Raw genomic sequence first — 23,824 nt, 5'->3', positions numbered from 1 at the left:
TATTCCGCCGCAACCCTGTATTTACGACAGACACAAAAAAGCCCCGACCAGCGGGGCAAACGGAAGATGACATCGATCAGTGATATCAAAGAAGACGTTGCGGACGCAGCAGTTACTCAGCCTTCGGCCTGGGCCAGGTCGCCGTCGGTTTCGGCCGCTTTCGGCTCGCTGACCCGCAGGGCACAGACCGCCGCCAGCAGCCAGCTGGCACCGCCCAGTATCAGCGCGTAAATGGCTTCGTTGTCGAAGAAGGTGCGCAGTACAAAGCCCAGTACGCTGGCGGCGAGTAGCTGTGGAATCACGATAAAGCCGTTGAAGATCCCCATCATCACGCCCATCTTGCGTGTGGACACATGAGTGGAGAGCATGGCGTAGGGCAGTGACAGGATCGATGCCCAGGCAAAGCCCACACCCAGCATTGGCAGCAGCAGCCACTGCGGGTCGCGGATAAACAGGAAAGACAGCAGGCCAAGACCACCCAGGGCCAGGTTCAGGCTGTGGGACAGACGCATGCCCAGGGTGCGGGCCATCACGGGAATCAGCAGTGCGGCGAGGGCGGCAAAACCGTTATAGGTGGCGAACAGGATGCCCACCCAGTCGGCGCCATCATTGTAGGCCTGAGAGGTCACTTCGCTGGTGCCGAAGTGAAAACTGGTGACCGCAGCGGTGGTATAGATCCACATGGCAAACAGCGCAAACCAGGAGAAAAACTGCACCCAGGCCAGGCGCTTCATGGCATCGGGCATGGAGTAGAGGTTGGATACGATCTCTTCCAGCATACCCTTGTCGTCACCGGACTTGGCGCGCAATACCAGCGCCAGCAGCTGCATCACACCAAGGCCGGCAATCAGTCCGGCGAGAATGTACAGCTGCTGATCCAGCCCCTGTTGCCAGACGAACGCGGCAAAGGCGGCTCCCACCAGTAGCATGGCACCACCGATTTTGCGGTAGCCGGCGCTGTGATCCTGCTCGGCTTCCTGAGTCTGTTCCTGCAGCTCGGGCGATTCCGCCGCCTCAAACGCAGCCTGCTGCTCCGGGCTGTATTCACGGGTGCGGAATACGCTCCACAGCACCGCCAGCAGGAAACCGATACCACCGACATAGAAGGAAATCCGCACGGAATCCGGCACCACGCCCTCCGGCGCGGTATTGGAAACATCAAACCAGTTGGCCAGCATCCACGGCATGGCCGAGGCCACCACCGAGCTCACACCAATAAAGAAGCTCTGCAAGGCGTAACCAAAGGAGCGCTGCTTCTGTGGCAGCATATCGCCCACCAGTGCGCGGAACGGCTCCATGGACACATTGATGGAGGCGTCCATCACCCACAGCATGCCGGCAGCGATCCACAAAGTGGGCGAATGCGGCATAAACAGGATGGCGATGGAAGAGAGAATGGCCCCGGCCAGCAGGAACGGGCGGCGGCGGCCAAAGCCGGTCCAGGTGCGGTCACTGAAATAGCCGATCAGCGGTTGTACCAGCAAACCGGTCAGCGGTGCGGCCACCCATAACACCGGAATATCGTCGATTTCGGCCCCGAGGGTCTGAAAAATTCGGCTGACGTTGGCGTTCTGCAGGGCAAAACCGAACTGGATACCGAGAAACCCGAAACACATGTTCCAGATCTGCCAGAAGCTCAACTGAGGCTTGGCGCCGGCAACCGCCGCCGTGGATGGATTTTGAGACATTGGGATCACCGCTGACTGACTTATGGTTATGCGGGGATTGTCTCAGCAGGGGCAATTGGGGCCATCCTCCCCGGCGGGGGCGGAGAATATCGGCCCGCGGGCACACAACCTATTCATCACAATCACCATAAAGATCCCTTTTTTGGACTTTAATGCTTAAAGTGCCGGTAAAATCCCTATTCCTGCACATTAAATAGATGTTAACAAGGTCCTAAAATGGGCACATAATGCTGAACAAACCCATTAAGGTTCCATAAAGCGTACCTTAACCACAATCGCTACGATTTCGAGCCTGAGGGCTACCCAATGGACTACACCAGCAGATCGCCCGCCGCCATCGCCGGGGCGCTGGGCCAGCGACTCAAGCAGGCGCGCCTGAACCTGGACCTGACCCAGCAGGAAGTCGGCGAGCGCGCCGGCGTCAGTCGCAAAGCGGTGCTCAACGCGGAAAAAGGCAAAGCCCAGCTGGAGGTTCTGGTCGCCATTCTCCAGGCCCTGGAACTCACCCAGCAACTGGACAATTTCCTGCCTCCGCAGCCGCCCTCCCCCATCCAGCTGGCCAAGCTCCAGGGCAAACAGCGCCAACGGGCGTCCGGTCAACGCGGTAAAGAGGAAGGGGGTGAAGAAGACACCCGGGAGGAAGCGGAATGGTAATGGAAGTCATCAACGTCGAATATCAGGGCGAGACCGCCGGCGCCGTCAGCTTCGATACCGACAGCGGCCTCGGCGCCTTCGAATACGACCCCGCGTTTATCGACACCGGCATCGAACTCTCACCACTTAAAATGCCCCTGGCGCGGCGCATCTACCGCTTCCCGGAATTGCGCTTTGAAACCTTCCGCGGCCTCCCCGGCCTGATAGCCGATTCTCTCCCGGACGATTTCGGCAATGCCGTACTCAACGCCTGGATGGCCGCCCAGGGCAAACAACCCCAGGACATCACCCCACTGCAACGGCTGCAATACACCGGCACGCGCGGTATGGGCGCCCTGGAATACAGCCCGGCCACACGCATCAAAAAACTCAACGCCTCCCAGGATATCGCCATCGACGAACTGGTCGCGATCGCCCAGGAAGTGCTCGATAGCCGCGCCGGTTTTCAGGTTCAACTGGAGAAGAACGGTGAGAACCGGGAAGCCATGGTCGCCCTGCTCTCCGTTGGCATGAGCGCCGGCGGCGCCCGCCCCAAAGCCGTACTCGCCTTCAACCAGGACTTCACCCAGGTGCGCTCCGGCCAGACAGACGTGCCCACCGGGTTCACCCACTATCTGATGAAGTTTGATGGCGTCAGCGAACACAACAAGAATCAGGAAACCTTCGGTGACCCCATGGGGTTCGGCGCCATGGAATACGTTTATCACCAGATGGCCACCCGCTGCGGGATCGACATGATGCCCTGCCATTTACTGCACGAGGGCAACCGCAGACACTTTGTAACGGAGCGCTTTGACCGCCACGGCAATGACAAAATCCATATCCAGACCCTGAACGGCATCGCCCATGTAGATTACAAGGTACCGGGCTCCTACTCCTACGCCGAACTCTTCGGCATCGCCCGCCAGCTCAAACTCACCGCCAGAGACGCAGAACAGCTGCTGCACCGCCTGGTCTTCAATATCGTCGCACGCAACCACGACGACCACGCAAAGAACTTTGCCTTCCAGCTCAAGGGAAAAACCTGGCAACTGGCCCCCGCCTACGACCTCGCATACAGCTACAAACCAGGCAGCCGCTGGGTAAACAGCCACTGGATGACCCTGAACGGCAAACGGGACGGATTTACCCGAAAAGACATCTACAGCCTGGAAAGCATCAGCCCACTGTTTAGCAAGCGGAAAATCGACAGCGTTGTGGATAAAGTAACCGAGCAGGTCTCCCACTGGCGCCGCCTGGCCACCGAGCAGGAAGTGCCGACAACACTGATCGAGGAAATCGAAAGCAATCTGCGTTTACAGCTGTAGACCCGCGCAAGGAATGAGACGCCGCTTTGCCACCCCCGCCAATGGCATCTGGCGCCATATCCGTCGTGCGAGCCAGGCGGTAAATCGTAGTATGAAACCAAATATGCCTAGATATAGACATATACCGAAATGGGTAGATATAGGCATAATGGGTAGATATGGCAATATATGTCCAGATATAGACATTATGTCTATATCTGGGGCTTTTGAATAAAACTGTTAAGCATTGAAACGATGAATCTAGTAAAGCGCTTGTGGAGCAAAAGGAGAAAACTACGCAAGATTCGCACTTTGTTTGTCTCTAAATTGAGAGATGAATATGGAAAGAGCAGTAACTTGAAATTCAATCAAGTAAAAACTGCTCTCTCACTCACGGGGCTAGAAGGCGAACATGAGGAATATGCGTACGCCCTCGCGTTATCTCCCGCGCAGTACAAGTATTATCAGAAAGTAAGTTCTATCGAATTTTCGCAAGAGGCACTAAGAATTGATCTCGGGGTAAGTAGTGCTCTTTTAGGTGTTGGCTCCCAAGGCGCTGGCCCATGGTCCGAGTGAAAAGCTTAACAATCACGGGCAGTGAAGCTCCGGCCCTTCGGGCCTCCGCGGGACGGCTTACCCTATGCACGTTTTGCGCGGTCGCTTCGCTCCCATTTTCGCGCAAAACGCGCATAGGGTAAGCCGCCCCTGCCGTGGGCGTTATACGCGGGTGGTAAAAATTGATTAAGTCAGAGAACCCGATACTTGTTATTGTTGATGTCCAAAACGCCATTGATTCGTATGCAAGTACAGAAAGAAGTGAGCAACAAGCTGAAAACAGAATCGCTCAGTTACTTGAAAAATGGCGTGGCAAAAAACTGCCAATTATCCATGTGAGGCATGCTTCGAAATATGAAGGTTCTCCGTACCACCGGTCATCAGACGGCTTTTCTTTCAAAAGTCTGGTAGCACCACTCTCCGATGAGGTCGTAGTTACAAAATCTGAAAATTGCGCATTTATCAATACAGATCTTGAATGCCATATTAAAAAATTTGGAGCCACGGAGCTGGTCATTTGCGGGGTGCTGGTGAACAACTCTATTGATGCAACTGTAAGAGTCGCCGCCGGCTTAGGCTATCAAGTCTATTTGCCTGGAGATGCAACGGCAGCTTATGGAATATCGACATTAAATGGTAAAAACTATTCAGCTGACGATGTACACTGGTTATATTTATCAAATCTGCATGGTGAATACTGCCAGGTTATCACTACGGCCGAGGCCCTGGGCGTATAACAAGCAGCGGCAGAGCGACAGCCAACACTACGCGCCTTTTGTGTTACTCGCTGGCGCTCAAACATTAACACAAAAGTCGCTCCGCGTTGTCTGCGCCTGCGCTGAGCGTTATGTGTACATAGTATGAAGAGTGAATTGGATAAAGCTTACTCATGGTTAATTGACACTATTTCCTATGAAAATTTGGGGATTTCAATCGTTCTATTGGAAATGGTTAAGTCAGATTCTTCCTCTACCAAAGAGGAAGGCGCTCCAGTTGAAGGGGCGCACTTAGTACATTCACCAAGGAAAGCCCAAAAGCTAACAATAAAATTTGATCTTATTTATACTTTTCAAGTGATCAATGAGTCTTGCGATAGTGGAGATTCCTCGCTTCAGTTAACTAATGATGGGTTTTTGTCGGTAGTGTCTGAATCAGATTACCTCAACTATCTCAGAGAAAAGTTCAGCTGGTATGAAGAAGTAAATGGAAAAGCAAATTTATATCGCCTTTGGAGTGAGAATGAGATACTTGAAATATATAGTCCGTGCTCTCCGGAGTTCGAGAGTCAGCACCCTGAACACACATAACAATTTGCTGCAGCTGACGTCTTACTTTACGCAGCTTTTGCGCGGTCGCTACGCGCCCATTTTCACGCAAAAGCTGCGTAAAGTAAGCCGCCGCTGAGCAAGGCGTTAACGTGCTGAGGCAAGAAAGTAGTTTGTGGGCTGGCTGAGAGAAATCGAATTTAAAAAGCATTGAATAGCGGATTGTGGTTGATTCCAGGTTCGGGTAAAGAGAAGGTTGGTGCTTCGGGATTTTACCGGCCATCCGAAATGATGGAGAAAGGCATAGTCCGCTAGAAATTGTTGGCTGCAAGTTAGGTGACCAAATTTCGGCGGCGCCTTAAACTGCAGGTTTTTTGTAATGTAGAGAAAGGCTTGTGGCTAATTCTCACCCTTTTTATATGGGTGCGGGCGGCAAGTCTCAAGCAGAAAATTTAGTCCGTAGCGGCCCAAAGGGCGGTGCACGTTAACAAGGCGCTGCAGCCGACATCTTACTTTGAGCACTTTGTTGCGCAGTCGCTACGCTCCTATTTTCGCGCAACAAAGCGCCCAAAGTAAGCTGCGGCTGAGCGCGGCGTTAACTGTCATGAATAGAAAATTTATCATTTCAATTTTAGGTATGTTGATTTCTGTCTTTTCTCAAGCAGATCAGCCACGCGGAAGCAATCTTCATATATGGTCGGAGAGTGATGATGTTTATGTTTTGCACTCCCATATTGCTCGTGCGTGGACGGTTGAAAATTCAGATTTACGTATAATTAGAAAAGATGACGGTAAAGTTATTTTCAATGCAAAAACAACACCGTTCACGAAAATAGTTCCGGTAGAGGGGGGAGCATACTTTGCTGGTCTATCAGATCTTCAAGCCGGCTCAATGCCTCATGGCTACAATTTCGCGCTTTTTGATTCAACGGGGAACTTTATCTCTAGGGTCTACGTTTCTCGGGAAAGTGGCTACTGCGAAAAAGTAAGGCAGTCAGTATCCCAATCTATTGGTTGGTTTTCTAGGAATCCGAAAATCAAACTTGATAGAGAAAACGGGGAAATAACTAATATCGTAGTTAGCCCGTACTATGCTGACTCGAAGCCATGCTACCTTCCAGTTGGTGACCATCTAATTAAGCTCCGGAGTGAATCCCAAGGCAGCAGTTAACAAAGCGCTGCAGAGGGACGGCCAACGCTATGCACCTTTGTGCTGGTCGCTACGCTTCCATTGTTGCACAAAGGTGCATAGCATTGTCCGCCCCTGAGCGCGGCGTTAAATGCCGGTAATAGCAAAATCCAGAGCGGCTAATATTTCTGTTCGAAAATGCTCGAGTGTACCGACTGGGTTTCTTAGTCTATTCGTTGGCATGGAGGCAATCTGTGGCGTGAGTAAGATTAGCTCGTCACCTTCGTATTCAATCACGGGGGTAAGCTTCCCGAGATTTTCATTTTTAAAATACTGCAACCGGCCGAGAGGGAGCACGATCCTTGTTCCTATATCAGAAATGTACTCGTGCTGAATATCCAGAATAAAGGGAAAAGTCTTCTGAGTTGTCTTGCTGGGATTTTTATATACGTCGAACTGCGGCATCAGAAATTCCTAAACTCATCGCTGAAGCAACCATGTTCTTCAACAAATTCGTTGTAGGCCTTAATTCCAGCTTTATGCTCATCTTTCCATTTTTGAGCCTCTCGCTTTGCGAGCTCCTGGCTTAGCGCTTGCTCCAAAGTCGCGGATAAATTAATGTGCATCGACCTGGACTTGACCAGCAGGTCACTATTTATGCTGAGGTTTGTTGCCTTCTTGGGGGCATTTGCGTCAAAAAGAGTGGTCATAGTGGCGCTCCAAGTTATGCGCATAATAGTGCGCATTCCATACTAGGCTGGTTCTGGTCGGAAATCAACCACTAGCGGGCGGCTCAAGGTCCGGTGGCATTTATACGAATCGCGCGGACAACCGGAGGGCATCATGTTCCACTCCGACCAGGGATGCCAGTAAACAAGCCTCGCGTTCCGGCAGCAACTGTGGCGATACAGAATGACGCAGAGCCTAAGCCGCCACGGAAACTGCTGGGACAACGCTCCGACGGAGCGCTTCTTCCGAAGCCTCAAAACAGAGTGGGTGCCGGAAACCGGCTACAAATCCTTCCTTGCTGCTAAACAGGGAATCACGAGTTGCATCATTGGCTACTACAGCCAAATACGACCCCATCAGAAAAATGATGGGATGCCGGTAAAATCCATTTCGATAATCAGCAGATAACAGCCTTGGCACATTAAAATACTTTCAATAAGGATTAATATGAAAAAAAACGTTTTAGCTGTCGCACTTTCCCTGATTAGTACCTTCGCAAGCGCCGATAACCTTACCGGTGCCTGGGAGTTGGTTTCCGGTAATTATGTAGACAACAAGGGGACTCTACTCGATTACCAGGATCTCGATTTTAAGGCGCTGAAGATCATCAGCGATCGTCATTTTAGCTTTACGTCGATGAAAGGCGGCGAGTTCTGGGCATCGGGTACCGGGACTTATGAGGTCGCCGATGGGAAATATACGGAAACACTCCACTTCAATTCTTTTGGCGAGCAATCTGGTGCAAAATTTGTGTTTACCACCAGAGTTGAAGATGAATACTGGTATAACGAGCGCTGGAAAGATGGCGAGCGCGTTGAATATGAGGTTTGGCGCCGCGTCGAGTAGACCGGGTCGGGTCACTCTCATAAACTACCGAGTGCAGATTAGCGGCCTCGAGTCTTGTTTTCTGTACCCGGTCTTTGGGCGAGAAATATCGCATGGCGAGCGCCCTTCCCCGGTCGCTCGCGCACTGTTTTCACTTCCACCTGAAAGCCTGCTTTTTTCAGCCGGCTGGTATATACCCGGTCTGGCGATGCGGACCACACCGCCAGTACACCGCCCGGTTTGAGGCTTCTATAAATACTGCTGGTGCCCTCGACAGAGTACAACCAGTTATTGTCGCTATGGGTCAGGCCTTCCGGGCCGTTGTCCACATCCAGCAGTACCGCATCATACTCTTCACGCAGCCCTACGAGCAGCTCACCCACATCGCCGATATGTTCCTTGACCCGGCGATCGTCCAGGGGGCGTCCGGCACAATCCCCAAGCGGCCCACGGTTCCACTCTACTACCTCGGGGATAAGGTCGGCGACGATCACTTGTGCCGACGCATGCACGGCTTCCAGTGCAGATGCCAAGGTGTAGCCCATCCCCATGCCACCAACCAGCACCCGGGTATTCTTGCGATTCTTCAGGTGCGCGCAGCCCAACACAGATAGCTGCTGCTCACTGTGGAACCTGCGACTGTTCATCAGCTCACCACGAGGGCCGGACAGGGAGATGGAGAACTCCTGGTCGCGCTGGCGTAAGGTCAGCGTACCGCCATCATTGGGAATTTCTGCAGTACCGAGTTGAATCCAGGGTTTCATAGTTGAGCTCGCTGTGGGAGGGAGGTAGCGGCGCGCACTCTAGCACACGTTGGTTCGTGACGCCGGTGGCGTTATGATGGCTTGAACGTACCAAGGAAGAATAACAATGTATGTATTTCGGCAACTTCTGGCCGTTTTCTTTTTCTGTGCCAGCATTTACCTCATTTTCGACCTGTTCGCGCGTGGATTCAGCGTGTTTGTGCTGGCGGGATCTATTCTGGGCTATCTCGCCGCCTACTATATCTGGCCAAAGCACGATAAAGAGCAAGAGTCCGTCTGGTTACAGGTCGCCGAAGTCATCGTCGAACTGCCATTTCGTTTAATCGCATCGCTTTTGCGCGGCTTGGGACGTGCAGTATCCGGCAAAGGCGGGCCGGATTTCGATATCGATCTATAACCCACATATCAAGGGCCCGGTAGACTATATGAATAGGGATATCGAATACAGAATCAACACCGAGATTTCAGTCACCCAGTTTCTGCAACTACTTGAGCAGTCGACCCTCGCGGAACGCCGGCCGGCGGATGATCTTGCGTGCCTGGAAGGAATGCTTAAAAACAGTAATCTGACGGTGAGCGCTTGGGCAGGCAACGAACTAGTAGGGATCGCTCGCAGCGTGACCGATTTCCACTACGCCTGTTATCTTTCCGACCTTGCGGTAGCGAGCAGCCACCAAAAATGCGGGATCGGCAAAGCGCTACAAAAACTTACCCAGCAGAAACTCGGCCCAAAATGTAAGCTGATTCTCATTGCGGCACCCGCCGCAAACACTTACTACCAAAGCATTGGATTCGAGCACAATGAAAGGTGCTGGATTCTGGAACCTGACCGTCGCATTATCGAGTAGCCATTTTTCCAATTACAAAATAAGGAGAGCGATATGAATCTGGGTGCATTTTCGATCAGCTTGACCGTGAAAGATATTGAGGCTTCAAAAAAATTTTACGAGAGCCTCGGTTTCGAGTCACTGGGCGGCGACTGCGGGCAGGGTTGGACGATCCTGAAAAACGGCGAACATATTATTGGGTTATTCCAGGGTATGTTTGACAAGAATATGCTCACCTTCAATCCCGGCTGGGATCAGTCAGCGCAGAATACCGGTGAGTTTACCGATGTACGCGAGCTGCGCGAGGAACTGATCAAACGCGGAGTCCAGATCGTCCGCGATGACGCGAAAGGTGATTCAGGCCCCGGCAGTATTGTAATTGAAGATCCGGATGGAAATCCTATTTTGATTGACCAACATCGATAGGAATAAAGAACTGCCCTCTACCAACTGCCGCTTTTAGCGAGCGGCAGATGAGCTCGCAGAGTCCATATGAGCCACCTCAATTTCTGCTTTAAATACCTGCCGCAATCCCGCCCGGTAGCTGTCAGTACTGTTCGCCGCATGGGTGCCTCCTTCGATGTTCACGAAATGGGTACTCCAAGGGGGGTCCTCGCGCACCGACCAATACTCATGCCACTCTATGGTACGCGCGCGATTCGTTCGATACCGATCATTTGATGAACTTGCCACAATTACCTGCAAGTCATTCCGCGTGGCTGCTACCGGATCCACAAAGAACTGCTCTCCATCTGGCAGAAAACTGGGGTTACTGGCAATGCGCCCCCAAAACAGATCCGGATGATTGAAAGCAGAGTACAGCGCCATAAACCCACCACGACTTTGGCCGAATAGTACGCGTCTTTCCGAGTCCGCACGGTAGCGACTCTCAACCTCTGGCAACAACTCGTGTTCCAGAAATTTATGAAAAGCCTCCGCTCCACCACTGCGCTTCCAGTCAGCAGCGTAGGTGGAGAAGTCGAAATCTCGCCAATTGGTTTCAGGGTCGAAGCCGCCATAAGCAATCCCTACTACGATGGCTTCAGGAATATCGTCGTCGTAGTGCAGAAACATGTGGTTGGCAGCCAGAATTGGGAATAGAGAATCACCATCTAGAAGGTAAATTATCGGATACTGCTTCTGCGAAGAAGCTGCATAATCTTCTGGCAGGCGAATGTAGATATGATATGGGCGACCAACCTGTTCCGAGTCGAACCGGAAGTAGTCACCGGATAAGGCCGGAAGAAAGTCCAAGGGGGCTGGCTTTGCACCTGTCATTTTTGACTCTTCATCCTTAAAAACATCACAAGCCGACAGCAACACGCTCATGGCCACTGCCGCAACTGCCCAGCATATGCGCTTCACCTATCTGGCTCCTCTCAAATCCATCCTGCCACGATACCACTTTCCCAGCGCTCATCGCGATTCCACGCTCTCATTCTTTTCAATACCTCGCACCGAAGCTGCTAAGTTTTAAAGCTGTGATCTAAAAAATGAAGAACAGGATTTGGAGCCGGAGGGGCTCCTGGTCCGGAGCGAAGGAATGCGAGCTTTTCTGGGCGCACTCTATTTGGCGGCAATGGCGCCGCTTAGTGCATTTGCGAACAATGAAGCGCCACTGCCAGCTAAGGCGGAGGCGTTGCTCGAAGAGGGTCGTGCTGCTTTTCGAGAGGGCGATCATTACACCGCGCTTCGCCTGATTGGTGAGGCGCGGTTAATTGCGCCTGATAATCCGCATATTCGCCGCGCACAGGCCGATATCGTAATGGAGCTGAATGCGCCATTTGCTGCAGAGCGCGCTCGGGGCTCCAGCGACCCCGGTATCGATGCGCGCCAGGCGGCGCTGCTGGTGCGCTGGGGTGAGCAGATCAATACTCGGGGACCAGCGCATCAGTTCGATGGGACTGATCGCGCAATCGTCGAGTTGCGCTCGCAGTTACAGCGCGCCGAAAACAGCCAACCCGTCGACCAGGGGCTGGTGACCCGGCTGCGACGGGACCTGGTTATCGCTCTGCGGGATCGGGGCTGGTGGCAGCAGGCACTAGACGAAATCGCCCGTCTCGAACAGCACGGCGACGAACTTCCGCTCTATGTCCTGCAGGCAAAGGCCGATGCGTTGCTGGCTGTGCGGCTGCCGCTGCGCGCCATTCCCCTGTACCAGACCGTGATTGCCGAAGGTGGATACAACCGCGATGCCCGTGTGGGACTCTTTTACGCTCAGCTTGAGGCGGAACAATTGGATGCCGCACTGGCAACGGCGGACGCGCTCGCGGCGGAGGGCAGCGCCTGGCGAAAGGTGGGCATTGATAGCCGCCCCTCACCAAACGACGAATGGCTGAGCAATCAGACTCTCGCCGCACAAGCGCGTCGTCTGGTTGCCATGCCGAAAGCCAGCTGGCAGCGATTGCAGCCTCTTGTAGAAGCCGCGCCGGCCAATGCCTGGCTGCGCGCAGAACGGGGCGAAATGGCAGCGGCACGGGAATGGCCAAGGCGTGCGCATCAGGAGCTTCTGATCGCACGCAGCCTGTCTCCAGAGGCGACCGACATCCGTATATCGACCGCAGACTCGCTGCTGCGTAGACGCCATTGGCGTGTCGCGGAACAGGAGATCACCGCGCTCGCCGAGATCGCACCGGGCAATGGCCAGGTGCGGCGGTTGCAGCGGGACCTGGCCAATTATCATAAGGCCGAACTGCACCTGGAATTACGGCCGTCAAAAACCCAAGGCGGCGGTCCCGATGCAGAGGGCGGCGGGCTTGATGGTACTCTCCAGATATACACCCCACCGCTGGCTGAGCGCTACCGCCTGTTTGCCGCCGATATCCGCACCAGTTCGACCCCCGAAGGGCGCTCACTCACAAGTAATGCCATTGGTGCAGGTATTGAAGGGCGCTGGCCAGACCTGACCGTTACCCTGGCGGGCTGGAACCACAGTGGCGAACTGGATGGTGGCGGCGCCAGCCTCCTTGCCGAGTGGCAGCCTACGGACCACTGGGGTTTCTCGGCAGATCTACAACGCTATTCAGAAATGACACCACTGCGTGCTCAGGAGGCGGGTATTCGCGCGGACTCCGCGAGCTTGGGGACCACCTATACCTTTAGCGAGGCGGGCAGTATTTCGGTAAACGCTGCCATTGCGGATTTTACCGATGGCAATAACCGCCAGCAGTGGTTTGTGAGCGGCATGTCCAAGGTGCATGACGGCCACTCCCTGGATATCTATTTACGCCCTACCTTTTATACGTCGAACAACAGTCTGCTGGGGGCACCCTACTTCAACCCGGAAGAAGACTATTCAGTGTCACTATCCACTGCGATTCAAAACCGTCTGTGGCGCTGGTACGACGCGGATCTGGTGCAACAGTTTTTTGTCGAGCTGGGTAGCTACTGGCAGGAAAATTACTCATCCGGCCCTATTGGCACCCTGCGCTATAGCCAGTACTGGCAACCCTCATCACGCACCTGGCTGCATTATGGTATCGAGCGGTCGATGCGGCGTTATGACGGCGAAAATGAATATTCCTGGGGGCTGTTTCTCGATTACAGCCAGAGGTTCTGATCATGCACTATTGGCCAGGTTTGCTGCTCGGAATCGTTTTTTCATTTATGCCGCTCTGCAGTTCCGTTCACGCTGATCCCGCGGAGCCCGGCGTGTTCTACAGTGTGGCGCTGCACGATATTGCCGATACGGAAGATCAGTTGGACGACTCGGGGATCACCAGTGATCGGCTGGTGGCTTTTTTCGAATGGCTTGCCGGTAACGACTGGACGCCCATCAGCCTCGACGATATTGCCCGCGCGCAGCGCGGGGAAGCGCCACTGCCGGACAGTGCCATTTTGCTGACTGTAGACGACGGCCGCCGCAGTACTTTTTCCCGCGTTTACCCACTTGCCCTGACTTATCGCTACCCGGTGGTAGCGGCCGTTGTGGGGCAGTGGATGGATACGCCTGCGGGGGGGACGGTGACTTACGGGCGCCAGCAGTTGCCGCGCAGCGCGTTTATCACCTGGGATGAGGCGCGGCAAATGCAGGCATCGGGCTTGATCGAGTTTGCCTCGCACACGTTTAACCTGCACCGGGAAGAGATTGGCAATCCGCAGGGGAACGGCTTGCCCGCCGCGGTCACCCGCCGGTATGACCCGACACGCGGGTACGAAAACGAGACGGAATATCGGGCCCGTATCCGCACAGACCTACAGCGCGCCCGCGACGGAATACAAAAACAATTGGGCCGTGCGCCCCGAGCACTGGTATGGCCCTACGGACGCTATAACCAGACAACTCTGGAGATCGCCCGATCGGCAGGTTTTGACTTTTCACTGACGCTGGACCCGGAGCCTGCTCAACTTACCTTGCCGTCGTCATCCATTCCCATGCAGGTCGCCCGTTATCTGCCTACGGAAAATCCGCCCCTCGGGGAGTGGGTTTCGGCGATGCAATTTATCGACCCATGGACTAATACCCGGCGTATCGTGCCTGTCGATCCTGCAGCCTTTGCCAGCGACAGTGCGGAGGTGACAAATCTGCGACTGGGTGCAGCACTGGAGAATCTGCAGACCCTGGGTACCACCAGTGTTCTGGTTGATACCCTGGTGGAAGACAACAACGGCGACATTACCGCAAGTTGGTTTCCTACCCGCACCTTGCCTATGCAACAGGATCTGCTATCGCGGCTGGCAGCACAGATGCGTGCTCGCGCAGGTACGCGGGTGATTATCCGCTTTCCCCATCGGCAGGCGCTGCGCACCCTCGGTTCTACCCGGGCGGTGGAACAACTGTGCCGCGATCTGGGACGCTATGTACCTTTTGACGGACTGCTGCTGGAAGATGTTGCCAGCCTCGCCCAGCAACCCGCCGATCCACAGAATACTCCCTGGCAAATGCGTGCCAGGCGTCAGCGCACAGACTTCAGCCACTGGCCGCTGGCCGACCGACTGGCGATGCGCTGTTTCGCCATAATTGAGCAGGAGCGCCCCGGGCTGCAGCTGTTCTGGCGCGCTCCGCAATACTATCCGCTGATGCGCGGCGCGGCGCTTGCGGATATCACACTGGTACCCGGCCAAACCAGTAACCCCATTCCGTTGAGCGAAGACGAGCGCGACCCGGCTCCCCCCTATGGGCTTTCGCCCTATCAGCGCATTGCACACCGTACGGGGTTGTGGGGCTACACTGGCGACAGGGCGAATGCGGCGGAAATCCGCGATGCGATTCTGCAGTATCAGAGTTTCGGCGGCACAACCTTTGGCTGGGACCCACAGGACCTTATCAACGATCGCCCCCCGGTAACTTCGCTGGCGCCCACCAACTCCGCGCGGACATTCCCTGCGCAGGGTACCGTTACGGATCCCCCCGCCTCTGCCAAACAATCCGGGGAGAAAACACCGTGAACTGGACCTATGTAGAACAGGCCCTGGCCATTTTCTGTTTCGGTTACCCGTTTGTCATGGCCTACTACTGGATAACCGGTGCGGTGCTGTTTTTCATCGTGCGCGAACGGCATCAACCGCAATTTGATTCTCCTCCCGAGCTGACCACCTACCCGGGGGTTTCCATTCTGGTGCCCTGTTATAACGAGGGTCTCCAGGTCAGGGAGACCATTGAGAACCTGAGCCGCATCACCTATCCGAATTTCGAAGTGATCGCGATAAACGATGGCTCAAGAGACGAAACCGCTGCCACCCTCGACACCCTGTGCGAAACCAATCCGCGCCTGTCGGTAATACACCTCAGCAGCAATCAGGGCAAGTCCTGCGCGCTAAATACCGGTGCTCTGGCTGCGCGATATCAAATCCTGGTGTGTATCGACGGCGATGCATTACTGGATCGCAATGCCCTGCACTGGATCGTGCGGCAGTTTCAGGTCAGTCCTAGGATCGGCGGTATCGCGGGCAATCCGCGCATTCGCAACCGCAGCAGTATTGTGGGGCTACTGCAGGTGGGGGAGTTCTCCGGCATGGTGGGCCTTATCCGCCGGGCACAGAATATTTACGGCAGTTTCTTTACGGTGTCGGGCGCGGTCTGCGCGTTTCGCAAACGCGCCCTGCAGGAAGCCGGCTGGTGGAATACACACGCCCTGACGGACGATGTGGATATGACCTGGCGCGTTCAGATGGCGGGCTGGAATGTCGAATTTGTACCCAAGGCACTCGCGTGGATACTGACCCCGGAAACATTTCGCGGTCTGTGGCGACAGCGGGTGCGCTGGAGCGAAGGGGGAACCACAGTCATCCTCCGATATTTCCCTCAGCTTTTCTCGCGCAAAGGGCTGCGTATGTGGCCTATCTGGATCAACTATGTGCTCTCGATACTCTGGTCTTACACCATACTTCTGTTTATGGGTGTCGGGCTACTGCATCAGCTGGGAATTTCGTTTGGACTGGGTTTTAACAGCTTGGGGTTCCTGCCTGACAAGTGGGGGATGACCCTTGCACTGACCTACCTCTTGCAGGCGCTGATCGCCGCATTGCTCGACCGGAGAGTTGAACCGGATATATTCCGCAGCCTTTACTGGATTATCTGGTACCCACTGATTTTCTGGGTTGTACAGGCGCTGACCGCAATCGTCGGTTTACCTCGCAGCATTCTCTACTTGCGACATCAAACCGGTACCTGGACGAGCCCCGACAGGGGATTCCGATGAATCCAGTCTGGCCGCCGATTATTGACCGGGCAAAGGTTCCCAGGTGGTGCCGTTTGCGCGATGGTGCTCTCACCTTTCTGGCGTGGGCACTGATGATCTGGTTGCTGCAACCAGTGCTGACTATCGCCTGGCACGCTACCGAAGTGGCGCTTGGCCTGCGCGACGCTCTCCCGCCGGTTCACGCGAAACTTTTTTTCCAGGAACTGCTGCCATTCTTCAAACTGATCGTATTGTTTTCTCTATCACTTTCCGTTCTTGCGATCAGCCGCCGCGAATACCTGAAGTCGGTTGTCGATGCCAGAAACCCACCCTCACCGCTCCCCCCGGAATCCCAGGCGCGCAGGTTTTCCGTGGACCCCGCAGAGGTGGCAAAGCTGCAGACACAACGCATTTCTCTGGTGCATATCGACCGGGGCACCATCACCAAAATAGAAAGCCCCGAGCGGCTGCCCGGGGCTTCAGGAAAAGACCGCTAGCCCAGTGCCCTGTGAGCAGGCACGGGACAATGCGGTTTAGTGCAACACGATGACTTCGTTGGCATCCAGATTCAGAATCGCGGAGCCACCGCTCACACTCACCGAATCACTGCCCACCAGACTGCTGTACTGTCCATCCGCTAGCGCCAAACTACTCACGTTGATGGAAGTGCTGCCGCCGCGGTTGACGGCCACCATTACCGCGTCATTACCCTGAACCCGCTCAAACACCAGCACGTCCTGATTGACCCAGCGCTCGTTGTAGCTGCCGGACGCCAATGCCGGGCTTACCGAGCGCAGGTTGGCCAGTGCACCGATCAACTGGAACGCCTGGGTGGTTTCGCTGAAGGAAGGCATACCCTCGCGGTTGTACGGGTCGTGCCCCACCTGACCGTCACCATTGGCGGTGAACCAGGTGCTGTTCTGCTCGCTGCCGTAGTAGATGGTGGGGATACCCGGCAGGGTCATCACCAGCGCCATGCCCAGGTTCTGGCGCGCATCGGCAAGCGCCTTGCTGAAACCTTTGCCGGTACGGCCGTTGTCCACAGGCCCTGTGGTTTGCAGGAACACACTGGTGCGGGTCGCGTCGTGGTTGTCGAGGAAGATGGGCTGCCAGCTTTCGCGGTTGCCCATCGCACCCGCGCGGGACTCGATATGGGTGTTCAGCTGGGTCATGGTGATATCGCCGGCAATGGCCGCTTCGATGTTGTTGCGCAGCTGGAAGTCCAACAGCTCGGAGCCGCGGTTTTCATTGAGGAAGGTCATCGACAGGCTTTCACCGGCACCGGCGCCATACCACTCACCGAAGATATACACATCCGGATCCACCGCGCGCACGGCCTGGCTGAACCGGTTGATAAAGTTCGGCTCGATATGCTTGATGGCGTCAATACGGAAAGCATCCACACCGTGACTCATCCATTTGATCGCCGCATCAATCAGGTACTGATCCGCCGCGCTGTTGCTGTTAATCCCGTGGTTAAAGTCGGTGAGGTTGAACAGGGTCTTGTTGGTGAAGGACCAGGGATCGTCCCACTCGCTGCCGCAAGTGGTGGAAGGATCGCTGTCGCCACAATCGGAGATGGCGCCGTTGTGGTGATACCAGGTGCCGTTATCCTGGTTCACGTCGGTGATGAAGGTGCCCTCTTTGTAGAGCGCGCCGAACTCATACTGGTCGTCCTGGTTGGAGTGGTTGAGGGCGATATCCAGCACCAGCTTCATGCCGCGGGCTTCCATTTCCGCATCCAGCTGGTCTACGAGAGCCCAGTCCCCCAGGTGCTCATCCACTTCATAGAAGTCGCGACCCCAGTAGCCGTGGTAGGCGCCGTCACTGCCAGAGTTGTCGATGTTGTCGTTCAGCGGAGTGACCCAGATGGCGGTAACGCCGAGCGCTTCCAGATAGTCGAGCTTGTCGATCAGACCCTGAATATCGCCGCCCCAGTATTTTTTCCACTCGGACAGGCCGCCCGCGGATTTTGTGCTGGAGGTAGCGGCTGCGTTGTTGCCGTTGTCGTTGCTGGTGTCGCCATTGGCAAAGCGGTCCACAAACACGAAGTACATGCTGCGGTTGCGGAAGTCGCTCAGTTCTGGTTGCACTACTTCACAGCCATCGGCGTCCACGGTGGTGCCGGCGGGGGTGTTCGGGCAAAGGTCCGCGCCATCGGGTACACCGTCGCCATCGCTGTCTTGCGGTGCAGCGCCGCAGTTTTCGCCGAGGTTGGTGGTCACGCTCGCCAGCGCGTTGCTGTCTCCATCGACGACGACTCTGGTCCAGCCACTGGCCGATACATCTTCCGCGGGGAATTGATCACCGCCCCAGCCGCCATCGGGGTCGATCTTGAAGCGCGGGCCGCCGTTGCCGTCGCCGGCGGTAAAGTTCCGACAGGCCTCGTAGTTGTCGGTACCGGCAACGCGGGTCAACAGGTCGCCCGCTACCCAGCCGTTGTGAGTGCCGCGCAGGTGCAGGGCGAGATCCGCCGAGATCTCACAGCCGTTTGCATCTACGCTCGCACCTGCAGGGGTATTGGGGCACTGGTCGGTGGCGTCCGGCACGCCGTCGCCATCGGTGTCGATGACTACTTCACAGCCGTTGGTATCCACCTGGGCTCCTGCCGGGGTGTTGGGGCACTGATCGGCACTGTCGAGCACGCCGTCGCCGTCCGAGTCGGTTCCACCGCTGCCGCAGTTGGCGGCCATATCGGTGGTCACGCTGGCGACGGTCAGGCTGTTGCCATTCACCACCACTTCCGTCCAGCCGCTGGCGGTAACGTCCGCTGCGGGAAACTCGTCGCCACCCCAGCCGCCGTTCGGGTCGATTTTAAAGCGCGGGCCACCGCCACCATCGCCGCCGGCGAAGTTGCGACAGGCACTGTAGAGGCCACCACCGATATCGCTCAGCAGGTCTCCGGCAACCCAGCCGTTGTGGGTGCCGCGGATATGCAGCTGCTGGGTGACCACAACCTCACAGCCATTGGCATCAACCTGCGCTCCGGCTGGGGTATTCGCGCACTGATCCTGGCTGTCGGGCACGCCATCGTTATCCGCATCGGGCGCGCCGGCGGGCTGAATGCTGTAGTCCTTGGTGTCGGTGTAAAACTCGATATCCCAGGTACCGGCGGCCACGGTGATATCCGGGCCGTTCTGCTGCTGATTGGCACCGTAGTTCTCACTCCAGTCACCCCAGCGGTCGATCTTGAACTGGCCCGCCGCGCTGAACACCACGTCTTCGGCGACCATGGTGTTGCTGCCGACATCAGTCATCTGCTCCGCTTGCCAGTTGTTGTGGGTACCGCGCAGGAACCATTCCGCCTGCGCCATAGAACTCGCACCCAGCAGCAGCGCCGCCAGGGCCAGGTAGCTCTTGTTCATGTTCATCATCTCGGTTGATTATTTTTCTTAAACGTCTGCCCAACGAACTTTCTACTGCAGATTCGCGCTGGTACGGGCTCCTGTACATACTGCCGAACTGGCGCGGCGATACCTCCTCCCCGAGTGGGGCGTGGTGAAAATGCGCGCCAAGCCAGAGCACACAATCCCTTCACTGCCCACTATTCTTGATCAATCGTTCCAATCACCCAGCCATAGGGTGAGAGCGTCCTGCCAGCGCCGTCCAAGCCGTGGGCATACAGTGGTTTGGCCTGTGTGAACCGAGAGTCGATTTCGCATACTTTCGCAGACATGTTCACCAGAACAACAATTCTCTCGCTGTCATTACCGCGAACAAAACCGATGCAGCCGGCGGGAATATCTTGCGGAAAATCGGTGCGACCTGAGCGCAGTGCCGAGTGGCTACGACGCAGGCGAATGAGAGTTTGATAGTGCGTGTAAAGATCACTGTCGAAGGCGCTCCACTTGAGCTGGTAGGGATCAAACAAAACGGTCCAGTCCGTCCAGGTCGGCTCAGCGAACTCCTGCCCCATCAAGATGTGTGGAACCCCGTTCATAGTCAGCTGCACGACCGCTGCCGGGCGGTGAGCAGAGTGCCCCAAAAAGTCGGAGATTCGTCCCTGCTCCTTTTCCTCTAACCAGCGCATACGCAATGCACCGCGCGGGAAACTGTAGGTCGACTCGTTCCAGTAGCGCGCAAATGCCGTGTGATCGGCCTCCCCGTGCGCGCAGCGACGCAGCATTTCACGGGTGCCGCCCTCATAAGTCAGATCACAGGAGGCCAGGTGGTGGAACTCGTCGTAGGCCTGGGAAATAAGCGCTATATCCGGGCGCACAGCGGACAGCTCAGCCCGGATCTGATCGAGGAAATCGCGGGGTGTGATGTCGGAATCGTCAAAACGCAAACCATCGAAATCAAAGAGTTCGATCCACTTGCGCATGCTGTCGATCAGGTAACGCCGCAGACTGCGGTCAGAAAAATCAAAACCGGCAAAGTATTCGCGGTTGGGGACCGCATAATAAATGCTGCCGTCCGCGCGCCGTGTGTACCAGTGCGGATGCGTACGCGTGAAAGGGTGATCGACACTACTGCGATTAAGTGTCCAGTCGAGGATCACTCGCATACCGCGCTCATGCGCAGTATGCACCAGCGTGCGCAACGCGACGTCATCCCCTAATGCGGCATCAATCGCGTCGAAGTCCCGCACCGCATATGGATCACCCAGCGCGCCACACCGCCCCTCGATGCCAACGGGATGAACCGGCATGATCCACAACACATCAACGCCCAGCTCACTCAAATAACCGAGTTTGGTACGCACACCGTCAAAGTCACCACCAAAAGCGGGGACGGACAATTGATAAATAACACCATCCCGGAGCCAGTCGGGACTGGCGATGGAAGAGCGTGCGTACAGAGGGCCCGGTGCCGACTCGCTTAGACTGTGCTGGCGCATCAACACCTCGCCCGCCTCATTCACGGTTAAACAGGAATTGTTCTGGCCGTCTTCTGATATCCATGGGTTGGCGGGGTCGACAATCCAGTCTTCGCCGTCGATTACAAATTTGTAGAGATGCCGCCCGGCCGGCACCGGAAGCGTGACCTCCCAGCGCGAAGCTGACATGCGCTCCAACATACAAGCGTCGCCCACCCAGCTATTGAACGTACCAGCCAGTGCAACAGTGGACACTCCAGGGGCGGCGTCGTAGACAAAGCGCACACCGCCCGATACAGCGCGCGGTAGCAGGGAGGGGTCAGCGTGAAATTGCAATTCCATAGTTCGGTCTGTGGACGCCATTACTGGCGAGCCTTCCTTTATTTGTTGTCATCAGCCAGCGAGATGCTGCTGGAAGGGCCCGCCGGGAAGCGCAGGTATAGCTTCTTGCTCGCGGGCTGTTGAACATACTGGCGAACTGGCCGGTCACCGCCTCCTCCCCGCGTGGGGGCGAGAGGGAAATGAGGGCGGGCCAGAGGCAAGAATGAGGCGCCCTCCTCCCCCCGCCGGGAGGGGGATAACAGGGGGGTGAAGTGCGGGCACAATGGTGAAAAAAAGTGCGAATAGTCCGCCCGAATGGACCGCCCGATTCAATAACAGGTGACCGCGATGATGATGGATACACCCCGCCGCCCCAGAGCACGACTGGCAGCCCCACTGTTCTCGGCGTTGATGGCGCTGACCATGGGCTGTAGCGCCGCTGACCAGCCCGCCGTCGAGCGTGTGGAGCCGCCCTTCTGGTGGACGCAGATGGCGGAGCCCAATCTGCAGCTGATGCTGCATGGGGACGATATTGCAGACGCAGCAGTCACCATCGACTACCCCGGCGTTACCCTGAGCGGTACCGAGCGGGAGCAGAACCCCAATTATCTGTTTATCAATCTGGCCATCAGCGACGACGCCAGGCCCGGCACCCTGCCCATCGCACTGCGCAGCGGCGACATCCAGGTCACAGTGGAGTACACCCTCAAGCAGCGCCGCGCCGGCTCCGCGGAGCGCCAGGGGTTCGACAGCAGTGACACCATCTACCTGATTACCCCGGACCGCTTCGCCAATGGCGACACCGCCAATGACCGCGCCGCGGATATGAAGGAAGGGCCGGACCGCAGTGCCCCCGGCGGCCGCCACGGCGGTGATATCGCCGGTATGCAGGCGCACCTCGACTACATCGCCGATATGGGTTTCACCCAGATCTGGCCCAATCCGCTGGTGGAAAACAATCAGCCGGCCTATTCCTACCACGGCTACTCCGCCACGGATCTGTACCGCATCGACCCGCGCTACGGCAGCAATGAAAGCTTCCGCGCGTTTGTCGCCGCGGCAAAACAGAAAGGGATCGGGGTGATCCAGGATATGGTGCCGAACCATATCGGCGACGGGCACTGGTGGCTGAACGATCTTCCGGGGGATGACTGGCTGAATGGCGAGGGGGTCGAGAAAGGCGAGTTCGAATACACCAATCACGCGCGCACCGTGCACATGGACCCCTACGCCAGTCACAAGGACCACCAGCTGTTTACCGACGGCTGGTTTGTGGATTCCATGCCCGATCCCAACCAGCGCAATCCGCGCATGGCCAACTACCTGATCCAGAACGCGATCTGGTGGGTGGAGTACGCGGATCTTTCCGGTATTCGCGTGGACACCTATGCCTACTCCGATGCGGATTTTCTTACCCGCTGGTCCGAGCGCCTGATGCGGGAATATCCCAACTTCAATATCGTCGGCGAGGAGTGGACCCGTCAGGCGGCACTGGTGGCCTACTGGCAGGCGGGCAATAACAACCGCAATGGCTACGTATCCCACGTGCCCAGCATGATGGACTTCCCGCTGCTCTACGGCCTGCGCGAGGGGCTGGAAAAGCCGGAGACCTGGAGCACCGGCCTGATTTCCCTGTACGAGTCACTGGCCAATGACGTGCTCTACCCCGACCCGAACAATCTGGTGATCCTCGCCGGCAACCACGATATGAGCCGGATTTACAGTCAGCTGGATGAAGACCTGGGCAAGTTCCGTATGGCGATTGCCTACATCGCCACCATGCGCGGTATTCCGCAGTTCTACTACGGCGACGAGATTCTGGCGAAAAGCCCCAAGCAGCGGGACGACGGTATCGTGCGCAGTGATTTTCCCGGCGGCTGGGCCGGCGACAAGGTCAATGCGTTTACCGGCAATAACCTGAGTGTGGAACAGAAAGACGCGCAGCAATTCGTGCGCACGCTGTTCAACTGGCGCAAAGACAAAGACGTTATCCACAGCGGCAAGCTCAAACACTTTGCCCCCATCGATGGTCTCTATGTGTACTTCCGCTATGACGATAACGACACAGTCATGGTGGCCATCAACAAGAGCGATAAAACCCGCGAGCTGCCGCTGGCGCATCTCTCGGAATTGCTGGGAACCAAATCCAAAGCAACCGATGTTACTTCCGGCAAGTCCACTCTGCTGGGCGAGATGGTGATCCCTGCAGGTGATGTAGCGGTTGTTGAGGTCCACTAGCGAAACCATCTCACTTCGTCATACCGGACTTGATCCGGCATGACGGAGGTGCGGAGCGAGCACCGTATACCCAAATTAAAATTACAGATACAAAAAGCGAAGAC

22 protein-coding genes and 1 pseudogene are annotated in these 23,824 nt (G+C 56.1%); 16 read left to right on the top strand and 7 right to left on the bottom strand.

Going from position 1 to position 23,824, the window contains the following annotated elements; all coding sequences use genetic code 11:
- Nucleotides 1-116: 116 nt before the first annotated feature.
- A complete protein-coding gene (locus ACYX4K_RS00395; RefSeq protein ID WP_475090779.1) occupies nucleotides 117-1,688 on the bottom strand; it encodes an MFS transporter in 1,572 nt (523 codons plus the stop codon).
- 306 nt (nucleotides 1,689-1,994) lie between these two features.
- Between ACYX4K_RS00395 and ACYX4K_RS00390 the strand changes: the two genes are divergently transcribed.
- The 6 genes from ACYX4K_RS00390 to ACYX4K_RS00365 all read left to right on the top strand — a co-directional run bounded on the left by ACYX4K_RS00390 (nucleotide 1,995) and on the right by ACYX4K_RS00365 (nucleotide 6,619).
- A complete protein-coding gene (locus ACYX4K_RS00390; protein ID WP_043320704.1) occupies nucleotides 1,995-2,342 on the top strand; it encodes a helix-turn-helix transcriptional regulator in 348 nt (115 codons plus the stop codon).
- Entirely contained in the window at nucleotides 2,336-3,649 is a 1,314-nt protein-coding gene (locus tag ACYX4K_RS00385; protein ID WP_476178741.1) for a type II toxin-antitoxin system HipA family toxin, read from the top strand. The genes ACYX4K_RS00390 and ACYX4K_RS00385 overlap by 7 nt, the downstream gene beginning before the upstream one ends.
- 234 nt (nucleotides 3,650-3,883) lie before the next feature.
- Nucleotides 3,884-4,204 carry a hypothetical protein gene (locus tag ACYX4K_RS00380; protein WP_476178740.1) on the top strand — a complete coding sequence of 107 codons (321 nt, stop codon included), beginning with the start codon at nucleotides 3,884-3,886 and terminating at the stop codon, nucleotides 4,202-4,204.
- A 161-nt stretch (nucleotides 4,205-4,365) separates the two neighbouring features.
- A complete protein-coding gene (locus tag ACYX4K_RS00375) occupies nucleotides 4,366-4,920 on the top strand; it encodes an isochorismatase family protein (RefSeq protein ID WP_475090782.1) in 555 nt (184 codons plus the stop codon).
- Between the two features lie 123 nt (nucleotides 4,921-5,043).
- The gene (locus ACYX4K_RS00370; RefSeq protein ID WP_475090783.1) at nucleotides 5,044-5,490 is read left to right on the top strand and encodes a hypothetical protein; all 447 of its coding nucleotides are present in this window, start codon (nucleotides 5,044-5,046) and stop codon (nucleotides 5,488-5,490) included.
- A gap of 484 nt (nucleotides 5,491-5,974) precedes the next feature.
- Complete coding sequence (locus ACYX4K_RS00365; RefSeq protein ID WP_476178739.1) at nucleotides 5,975-6,619, top strand: hypothetical protein; 645 nt, start codon at nucleotides 5,975-5,977, stop codon at nucleotides 6,617-6,619.
- 105 nt (nucleotides 6,620-6,724) lie between these two features.
- On the opposite strand, the gene ACYX4K_RS00360 is transcribed toward ACYX4K_RS00365, so the two are convergent.
- Together ACYX4K_RS00360 and ACYX4K_RS00355 are read right to left on the bottom strand one after the other, a co-directional pair.
- Entirely contained in the window at nucleotides 6,725-7,042 is a 318-nt protein-coding gene (locus tag ACYX4K_RS00360; RefSeq protein ID WP_475090785.1) for a CcdB family protein, read from the bottom strand.
- The gene (locus ACYX4K_RS00355; RefSeq protein WP_475090786.1) at nucleotides 7,042-7,287 is read right to left on the bottom strand and encodes a type II toxin-antitoxin system CcdA family antitoxin; all 246 of its coding nucleotides are present in this window, start codon (nucleotides 7,285-7,287) and stop codon (nucleotides 7,042-7,044) included. Before ACYX4K_RS00355 ends, ACYX4K_RS00360 begins: the two co-directional genes overlap by 1 nt.
- Before the next feature lie 103 nt (nucleotides 7,288-7,390).
- Here ACYX4K_RS00355 and ACYX4K_RS00350 point away from each other — a divergent pair.
- Together ACYX4K_RS00350 and ACYX4K_RS00345 are read left to right on the top strand one after the other, a co-directional pair.
- Nucleotides 7,391-7,714: pseudogene (locus ACYX4K_RS00350) on the top strand (integrase core domain-containing protein); the annotation flags it as partial.
- 39 nt (nucleotides 7,715-7,753) lie between these two features.
- A complete protein-coding gene (locus ACYX4K_RS00345; RefSeq protein ID WP_475090788.1) occupies nucleotides 7,754-8,152 on the top strand; it encodes a hypothetical protein in 399 nt (132 codons plus the stop codon).
- A 38-nt stretch (nucleotides 8,153-8,190) separates the two neighbouring features.
- Here the strand turns inward: ACYX4K_RS00345 and ACYX4K_RS00340 are convergent, their stop codons facing one another.
- The gene (locus ACYX4K_RS00340; RefSeq protein WP_475090789.1) at nucleotides 8,191-8,895 is read right to left on the bottom strand and encodes a spermine/spermidine synthase domain-containing protein; all 705 of its coding nucleotides are present in this window, start codon (nucleotides 8,893-8,895) and stop codon (nucleotides 8,191-8,193) included.
- Between the two features lie 106 nt (nucleotides 8,896-9,001).
- Between ACYX4K_RS00340 and ACYX4K_RS00335 the strand changes: the two genes are divergently transcribed.
- The 3 genes from ACYX4K_RS00335 to ACYX4K_RS00325 are packed head-to-tail and all read left to right on the top strand — an operon-like array spanning nucleotide 9,002 to nucleotide 10,148.
- Nucleotides 9,002-9,292: a hypothetical protein gene (locus ACYX4K_RS00335; protein WP_475090791.1), complete on the top strand. Its 291-nt coding sequence runs from the start codon at nucleotides 9,002-9,004 to the stop codon at nucleotides 9,290-9,292.
- Nucleotides 9,293-9,320: 28 nt separating this feature from the next.
- On the top strand, nucleotides 9,321-9,743 hold the full coding sequence (locus ACYX4K_RS00330; protein WP_475090792.1) for a GNAT family N-acetyltransferase: 423 nt from the start codon (nucleotides 9,321-9,323) through the stop codon (nucleotides 9,741-9,743).
- A 33-nt stretch (nucleotides 9,744-9,776) separates the two neighbouring features.
- A complete protein-coding gene (locus ACYX4K_RS00325; RefSeq protein ID WP_475090793.1) occupies nucleotides 9,777-10,148 on the top strand; it encodes a VOC family protein in 372 nt (123 codons plus the stop codon).
- Between the two features lie 33 nt (nucleotides 10,149-10,181).
- On the opposite strand, the gene ACYX4K_RS00320 is transcribed toward ACYX4K_RS00325, so the two are convergent.
- Nucleotides 10,182-11,051, bottom strand: a complete 870-nt coding sequence (locus ACYX4K_RS00320) for an alpha/beta hydrolase (RefSeq protein WP_475090794.1) — start codon at nucleotides 11,049-11,051, stop codon at nucleotides 10,182-10,184.
- A 214-nt stretch (nucleotides 11,052-11,265) separates the two neighbouring features.
- Between ACYX4K_RS00320 and pgaA the strand changes: the two genes are divergently transcribed.
- From pgaA to pgaD, 4 genes are read left to right on the top strand one after another with little or no spacing between them, the layout of a single operon-like run.
- A complete protein-coding gene (pgaA, locus tag ACYX4K_RS00315) occupies nucleotides 11,266-13,281 on the top strand; it encodes a poly-beta-1,6 N-acetyl-D-glucosamine export porin PgaA (RefSeq protein ID WP_475090795.1) in 2,016 nt (671 codons plus the stop codon).
- Nucleotides 13,282-13,283: 2 nt separating this feature from the next.
- Nucleotides 13,284-15,110: a poly-beta-1,6-N-acetyl-D-glucosamine N-deacetylase PgaB gene (pgaB, locus tag ACYX4K_RS00310; RefSeq protein WP_476178738.1), complete on the top strand. Its 1,827-nt coding sequence runs from the start codon at nucleotides 13,284-13,286 to the stop codon at nucleotides 15,108-15,110.
- Nucleotides 15,107-16,363, top strand: a complete 1,257-nt coding sequence (gene pgaC / locus ACYX4K_RS00305; protein ID WP_475090798.1) for a poly-beta-1,6-N-acetyl-D-glucosamine synthase — start codon at nucleotides 15,107-15,109, stop codon at nucleotides 16,361-16,363. Before pgaB ends, pgaC begins: the two co-directional genes overlap by 4 nt.
- Complete coding sequence (gene pgaD / locus ACYX4K_RS00300; RefSeq protein ID WP_475090799.1) at nucleotides 16,360-16,839, top strand: poly-beta-1,6-N-acetyl-D-glucosamine biosynthesis protein PgaD; 480 nt, start codon at nucleotides 16,360-16,362, stop codon at nucleotides 16,837-16,839. The genes pgaC and pgaD overlap by 4 nt, the downstream gene beginning before the upstream one ends.
- Before the next feature lie 36 nt (nucleotides 16,840-16,875).
- Here the strand turns inward: pgaD and ACYX4K_RS00295 are convergent, their stop codons facing one another.
- Both ACYX4K_RS00295 and ACYX4K_RS00290 read right to left on the bottom strand, forming a co-directional pair.
- Nucleotides 16,876-19,713, bottom strand: a complete 2,838-nt coding sequence (locus tag ACYX4K_RS00295) for an alpha-amylase family glycosyl hydrolase (RefSeq protein WP_475093895.1) — start codon at nucleotides 19,711-19,713, stop codon at nucleotides 16,876-16,878.
- A 173-nt stretch (nucleotides 19,714-19,886) separates the two neighbouring features.
- Nucleotides 19,887-21,503, bottom strand: coding sequence for an alpha-amylase family glycosyl hydrolase (locus ACYX4K_RS00290; protein WP_475090801.1), 1,617 nt, complete (start codon nucleotides 21,501-21,503; stop codon nucleotides 19,887-19,889).
- A gap of 327 nt (nucleotides 21,504-21,830) precedes the next feature.
- Between ACYX4K_RS00290 and ACYX4K_RS00285 the strand changes: the two genes are divergently transcribed.
- Nucleotides 21,831-23,720: a glycoside hydrolase family 13 protein gene (locus ACYX4K_RS00285; RefSeq protein ID WP_475090803.1), complete on the top strand. Its 1,890-nt coding sequence runs from the start codon at nucleotides 21,831-21,833 to the stop codon at nucleotides 23,718-23,720.
- Nucleotides 23,721-23,824: the final 104 nt, after the last annotated feature.

This window comes from Microbulbifer sp. ABF4_107, from assembly GCF_056312215.1.
Note: the sequence above shows the minus strand (reverse complement) of the source record. Positions and strands in the feature narration are given on the sequence as shown.